General features: G+C 71.4%; 5 protein-coding genes. 3 read left to right on the top strand and 2 right to left on the bottom strand.

All coding sequences use genetic code 11. From position 1 onward, the window contains the following. Positions 1-743 precede the first annotated feature (743 nt). Complete coding sequence (gene fusA / locus ABZS54_RS30985) at positions 744-2,864, top strand: elongation factor G (RefSeq protein ID WP_355543444.1); 2,121 nt, start codon at positions 744-746, stop codon at positions 2,862-2,864. Positions 2,865-3,029: 165 nt separating this feature from the next. On the opposite strand, the gene ABZS54_RS30980 is transcribed toward fusA, so the two are convergent. Further along, a complete protein-coding gene (locus ABZS54_RS30980; RefSeq protein ID WP_355543441.1) occupies positions 3,030-3,158 on the bottom strand; it encodes a hypothetical protein in 129 nt (42 codons plus the stop codon). Between ABZS54_RS30980 and ABZS54_RS30975 the strand changes: the two genes are divergently transcribed. Both ABZS54_RS30975 and ABZS54_RS30970 read left to right on the top strand, forming a co-directional pair. Continuing rightward, positions 3,153-3,380, top strand: a complete 228-nt coding sequence (locus ABZS54_RS30975) for a hypothetical protein (RefSeq protein WP_355543438.1) — start codon at positions 3,153-3,155, stop codon at positions 3,378-3,380. The two genes, ABZS54_RS30980 and ABZS54_RS30975, sit on opposite strands and share 6 nt — an antisense overlap. A 153-nt stretch (positions 3,381-3,533) precedes the next feature. Beyond that, a complete protein-coding gene (locus tag ABZS54_RS30970) occupies positions 3,534-5,321 on the top strand; it encodes a histidinol-phosphatase (protein WP_355543435.1) in 1,788 nt (595 codons plus the stop codon). A 37-nt stretch (positions 5,322-5,358) separates the two neighbouring features. On the opposite strand, the gene ABZS54_RS30965 is transcribed toward ABZS54_RS30970, so the two are convergent. Next, the gene (locus ABZS54_RS30965; protein ID WP_355543432.1) at positions 5,359-5,814 is read right to left on the bottom strand and encodes an NADAR family protein; all 456 of its coding nucleotides are present in this window, start codon (positions 5,812-5,814) and stop codon (positions 5,359-5,361) included. Positions 5,815-6,000: the final 186 nt, after the last annotated feature.

Here is a 6,000-nt window from a genome sequence, read left to right as displayed (position 1 = left end):
GGCGTCAAGCCCCCGACCCGGCCCCGCCCGCCGTCCACCGCCCGCTCGCCCGACCCGCCCGCGGCCCCACGCACCGACTCTCCCGCTCGCGTCGGGAAATCCAGGTGACTGCAACCGAGTTGTCGATCTACCTTGGGTACATGGATGTGACCTGCAAGCGGATCGGTGAGCCGCGCCACGCGTTCGGCAACCGCCCGCGGAGCGCGCATCCGACGACGAACCGGGAGCCGTGGAAGGGCCGTTGGCCCGATCGCTTTGGGTCGCCTCGCGGCTGAACCGCCGCCGGTAGGCGGTGCGACGACAACGGTCGTCGTGCCCACCGGCCCGCGGTCGGACAGCCGCCCCCGAGCCGACCCGAAGGCCGCCGCCCCGCGCCGAGCCCGGTTCGTCCCGGCTCCGCCGGCGCCCGCACCCTGATCCTCCACCGACCGACCATGCCGCGTCCCGCGCCGCACCGGTCCGGCACACCGCCACGCCCTCGCACCGGCGTCCGGTGTCGCCGACCGACGCGTGCGCGGTGCGCCCATGGGTCGATGGGGTGTGTCCGGTAGCGCGCGCACCGGTCCCGGCGGCCACCGCGCCCCGACATGCCTGCCATCCGACGAAACCCCTCCCCCACCGTGCCGTTCACCCACCGCACGCGGCCGTGCCGCGCGCCGGGCCGGCTCGGCGGGGCGACGGGTCGATGGCGGCTGCCCGGATTCGTCACCATCCATCCCATCGATCAGGAGAGAAGCCCCGTCATGACCACAACCGCCCGCGACCTCGCCGGCATCCGCAACATCGGGATCATGGCCCACATCGACGCCGGCAAGACCACCACGACCGAGCGCATCCTGTTCTACACGGGCGCCTCGCACCGGATCGGCGAAGTCCACAACGGCACCACCACGACGGACTGGATGCCGCAGGAGCGCGACCGCGGCATCACCATCACGTCCGCCGCGATCACCTGCGACTGGACCCTGGACGGGGTGAGTCACCGGATCAACCTCATCGACACACCCGGCCATGTCGACTTCACCGTCGAGGTCGAACGCTGCCTGCGCGTGCTCGACGGCGCGGTGACCGTCTTCGACGGGGTCGCCGGCGTCGAGCCGCAGTCCGAGACGGTGTGGCGGCAGGCGGACCGTTATCGGGTGCCCCGGATCTGCTTCGTCAACAAACTCGACCGCACCGGCGCCGAGTTCCATCGTTGCGTCGAGATGATCGGCGAACGGCTGGGCGCGGTGGCCCTGGTCGTGCAGTTGCCGATCGGCGCCGAGGCCGACTTCCGCGGCGTGGTCGACCTGGTCCGCATGCGGGCCCTGCTGTGGTCCGCCGAGAGCGGACTCGGCGAGGCCTATGAGGACGTCGAGATCCCGGCCGCGCACCTCGCGACCGCGCTCGCCTGGCGTGGCCGGCTGCTGGAGACCGTGGCCGAACACGACGAGGCGATGTTGGAGCTGTACCTGGCGGGCGAGGAGCCCACCGAGGCGCAGCTGCACGCCGCGATCCGCCGGATCACCATCGCCTCCGGTCTGGGCGAAGACCGCACCGTCACCCCCGTTCTGTGTGGAACGGCCTTCAAGAACAAGGGAGTTCAGCCACTTCTCGACGCCGTCGTGCGCTACCTGCCCTCGCCGCTGGACGTGGACGCGATCGTGGGTCACGCGGTCGACGCGCCACAGACCGAGGTCGAGCGCAAGCCGTCGGACGAACAGCCGCTCGCGGCACTGGCGTTCAAGATCGCCAGTGACCCGCACCTGGGCAAGCTGACCTTCATCCGGGTGTACTCGGGCCGGCTCGCCGCCGGCGACCAGGTGCAGAATCCGGTCAAGGGCCGCAAGGAACGGGTCGGCAAGATCTACCGAATGCACGCCGACAAACGAGAGGAGATCGCATCCGTGGGCGCCGGCGACATCGTCGCGGTGATGGGGCTGCGGCAGACCACCACCGGTGAGACGCTGTGCGATTCGGCGCACCCGGTGATCCTGGAATCGATGGACTTCCCGGTCCCGGTGCTGGAGGTGGCCATCGAACCCAGGTCCCGGGCGGACCAGGAGAAACTGGGCGTCGCCATCCAGCGCCTGGCCGAGGAGGACCCGTCCTTCCGGGTCAAGACCGACCGGGAGACCGGCCAGACCATCGTGTCGGGCATGGGCGAACTGCACCTGGAGGTGCTGGTCGACCGGATGCGGCTGGAGTTCGACGTCGCGGCCGACGTCGGCCGCCCCCGGGTCGCCTACCGCGAGACGGTGTGCGCGACGGTGGCCGCGCACGACTACACCTATCGCAAGCAGACCGGCGGCAAGGGCCAATACGCCAAGGTCCGGATCGCGATCGAACCATTGGAGGGAGAGGGCTACGAGTTCATCGACAAGATCACCGGCGGGCGCATCCCGAAGGAGTACATCCCGTCGGTGGACGCGGGCTGCCGAGCGGCGATGGAGTTCGGGGTGCTGGCCGGCTACCCGCTCACCGGGCTTCGGGTCACCCTGCTCGACGGCGACTTCCACGACGTGGACTCGTCCGAGATGGCCTTCCGGATCGCTGGATCGCTGGCCTTCAAGGAAGCCGCGCGGCTCGCGTCGCCGGCGCTGCTCGAACCGACGATGTCGGTCGAGGTGACCACGCCCGAGGACTACCTGGGTGAGGTCATCGGCAACCTCAACGCCCGGCGTGGACAGGTCGCCACGATGACCGAGCGCTCCGGCGCCAAGGTCGTCACGGCGCTGGTGCCGCTCGCCGAGATGTTCGGTTACGTGGGCGACCTGCGCGGCCGGACCTCGGGTCGGGCGAGCTACACGATGGAGTTCGCCTCGTACGCCCCGGTGCCCGGGCACGTCGCGGAGGCGATCCTGGCCAAGGCGGGCGCGGCGTAGTCGCCGACGGGGGTGCGGGGTTCCGCTCGACATGAGGGACTCCGCGCCCCCGGAACGGGTCTCCCGTCGCGATCGACGCGGCGGGAGCCCCCGGGCCGCGCGGCGTCGGCGGACACGGCTGCCTCCGGGATCCGGCCGCGCGGCGCCGGTGCGGAATCGGCCGGCTCAGTCCGGGACGGTCGGCGCACCGCGGTAGGCGAACCCGGTCACCCACAACACCGCGAGCATGCCGAAGCCGGCCGTGCCCACCGCGCCGGCCAGGTTCATCGGCGCGAGCACCGACGCTGGATGCACCGCGCCTTCGCGTTCACCTACGCGGCGGTGACCCTGCGCCTGTGGCTGGTCGTCCTGGTCCCGATGACCGACTTCGACCAGGCGTACCGGGTCGTCCCGTTCCTGTGCCGGGTGCCCAACCTGATCGTGGTCGAACTGCTCCTGCGCCGGCGCGGACAATGCCCGCCGGCCGGGCATGGGCATGCCGGCCCGGCGCCCGATCCGCAGCTTCGAGCCGGTTGAGCGGCGAAATCCGGTCGAAGCCGGCCGATGCCCGGACACCTCAAGATCATTGTGCCCGTCATGTGCGCGGGGGGCGGATGTCGCCCATTCGCCACCTACGACCCATAGCGTCTGCGGCGGCATCCGCCGAAGCCCCCGACCGGAGGAACGCACATGGCGACCGAGGACCACTCGCACCGACCCGACGACCACCCCACTCCACAGCTGCCCGAGTGGGCGGACCCGGAGGTGACCGAGGACCGACTCGACGCGCAGGGCGTGTCCCGCCGTGGCCTGATCGGTCGGGCCGGCCTGTTCGGAGCCGGCTTCCTGGGGGCGTCGGCGCTCGGCGCGGTGGGTGCCGGTTCGGCCGCCGCGGCCGAGTCCGACGACACGGTGCAGGCGACTTCGCGACCGGGCCAGGACGGCCCGCCCGGGAAGTTCGTCTACCTGGTGGGCGACCATCACGTGCACACGGTCTACAGCCACGACGCGAAATACGGCTTCGCCCAATCGGCGGCGCAGGGGCGGCAGTTCGGCCTGGACTGGATCGTCTACACCGAGCACGCCAACTTCGGCCACGCCAACGCCGGCGGCGCGGAGCGCGAGCACGCGGAGATCCTCAAGGCCCGCCAGGAGAACCCCCGGGTGCTGATCTTCCAGGGCCTGGAGTGGTACGTCCCCGCGGCCGAGCACGCCACCGTGATGGTCGCGCCCGGCAAGAACGAGGTGGAGCTGCTCCGGCAGTTCGAGCTGACCTTCGACGCCAAGCTCAACAAATTCGACGTGGGCGCCGTGGGCGACCCCAAGACGGCCGGCAACGAGGCCAAGGCGGTGGAGGCGATCCGCTGGCTCGGTCAACGCAGGCGCGAGGGCTTCGTCGAGGACGTCCTGGTGCTGGCCAACCACCCCAGCCGGCTGGGCATCGTCTCGCCGCACGAGCTGCGCGCGTGGCAGGACGCGGACCCCTCGATCTTCCTCGGCTTCGAGGGCGCGCCCGGTTCGCAGGCCAACGCCGACCCGGCGTGGGTGAAGTACCGCGAGGGCCAGTCCGGGCCGGGCACCTTCCAGCGGGGCGAGTACCAGAACGCGCCGTCCCCGCAGAGTTGGCCGCGGTACCCGATCGAGACCTACCGCACGCACGGCGGCTTCGACTGGATGACCGCGACGGTCGGCGGCATGTGGGACGCGCTGCTCGCCGAGGGCCGGCTGTGGTCGGTCACCTCGAACTCGGACAACCACCGCACCATGTTCGACACCTACGCGGACGGCGCCTACCCGCCGGGCAAGGGCTTCGACGACCTGGGCTCCAAGCCGCTGCCGGTGGACACCGGCGTCCCGCAGCCCGGCAGCGACTTCTGGCCGGGTCAGTTCAGCCGCACCCACGTGGGCGTCGAGCGCTTCGGCTACCGCGACGTGATGGCCGGCCTGCGGGCCGGGCGGGTGTGGGTGGACCACGGCCAACTGCTGGACGGCCTGGACGTGTGGATGGTCGCGGACAACGGCCACACCGAGCCGGTCACCCTGGGCGGCCGGCTGCCGCTGGCGGCCAACCGCGGCGCCACCCTCTACATCCGGATCACCACCGCCAACCGGCCCAACTACCACGGCGAGGTGCCGCGCCTCGCGCACGTGGACGTGATCACCGGAACGGTCACCGGCAAGTCCCGCGACGCGGACTCGTGGCAGGCTCCGGACACGCGCGTGAGCAAGCGCATCGACGTGTCCGGCCGCACCGGCACCTACACCCTGAAGGTGCAACTGCCGCGCCGGAACAAGCCGTACTACGTCCGCCTGCGGGGCAGCGACGGAAACCGGCACGGCGTGGGCCCGTTCGGCGCCGGCGTCGACCCGGCCGGCCCGATCCAGCACCCGAACAACGACGGCGACCCGTGGCGCGACATCTGGTTCTACAGCAACCCGATCTTCGTCGACGTCAATGGCTCGCACGGGGGCAACTGACCCACGCGCGATACGGCCGAGGCCGGGGTCGGGGCACTCAGCCCTCGGCCTCGGCCTCGGCCGCGAGCCGGGTCCTGGTGCGGACCAGGATCCGGCCGAGCATGTTTCGCCCGGTGCCGGTGCTGCCGCGGCCCCAGTAGTGGTCGGTCGTGGTGTCCTCCACCAGCGGCTGCGTCCCGGTCCCGAGCAGGATCGTACGAATCTGCGGATTCTGCCGGAACTTCTCGTACACGCCGCGCCGCATCACCTCGTCCTTGACCCGCTCCCAGTCCCGGCGCAGCGGCACGCTCCGCAGCCGGCCCAGTTCCGCCGCGCGCAGCGCCGTGGGCGCGCGACGGATGCGCTCGGCGTGCGGGGTGCCGGCGAACTTGTGGGCTTGGAAGAAGTGTTCCGAAGTCGGCCAGGACACCTCCTCGACGGTGAAGCCGTGCGGCGCGAAGTTGGAGAAGCAGCCGTACGGCACCTCGTCGGCCCCGTAGAAGTGGATCGTCACGGAAGACCTCCGCCCCTCTCGTCGTCCAACCGGGCGGTGCCCGAGCCGCGGCACCCTCGGCGGCCTTCGGCAGCCTTCGAGCGCATGATCGCATCCGCACGAACGGACCGGCCGGCAGATATCCGGTGGACCGGGCCGGCCAGGCCAACACTCGTGCTCCATGGTCGCGTTCGATCCGCAGCAGGC

This window comes from Embleya sp. NPDC005575, assembly GCF_040605455.1.
Classification (GTDB): domain Bacteria; phylum Actinomycetota; class Actinomycetes; order Streptomycetales; family Streptomycetaceae; genus Embleya.
Note: the sequence above shows the minus strand (reverse complement) of the source record. Positions and strands in the feature narration are given on the sequence as shown.

Coding starts and splice junctions, on each gene's coding strand:
- fusA (WP_355543444.1), top strand. CDS start 744: ATGACCACAACCGCCCGCGACCTCGCCGGCATCCGCAACATCGGGATC.
- ABZS54_RS30975 (WP_355543438.1), top strand. CDS start 3,153: ATGCACCGCGCCTTCGCGTTCACCTACGCGGCGGTGACCCTGCGCCTG.
- ABZS54_RS30970 (WP_355543435.1), top strand. CDS start 3,534: ATGGCGACCGAGGACCACTCGCACCGACCCGACGACCACCCCACTCCA.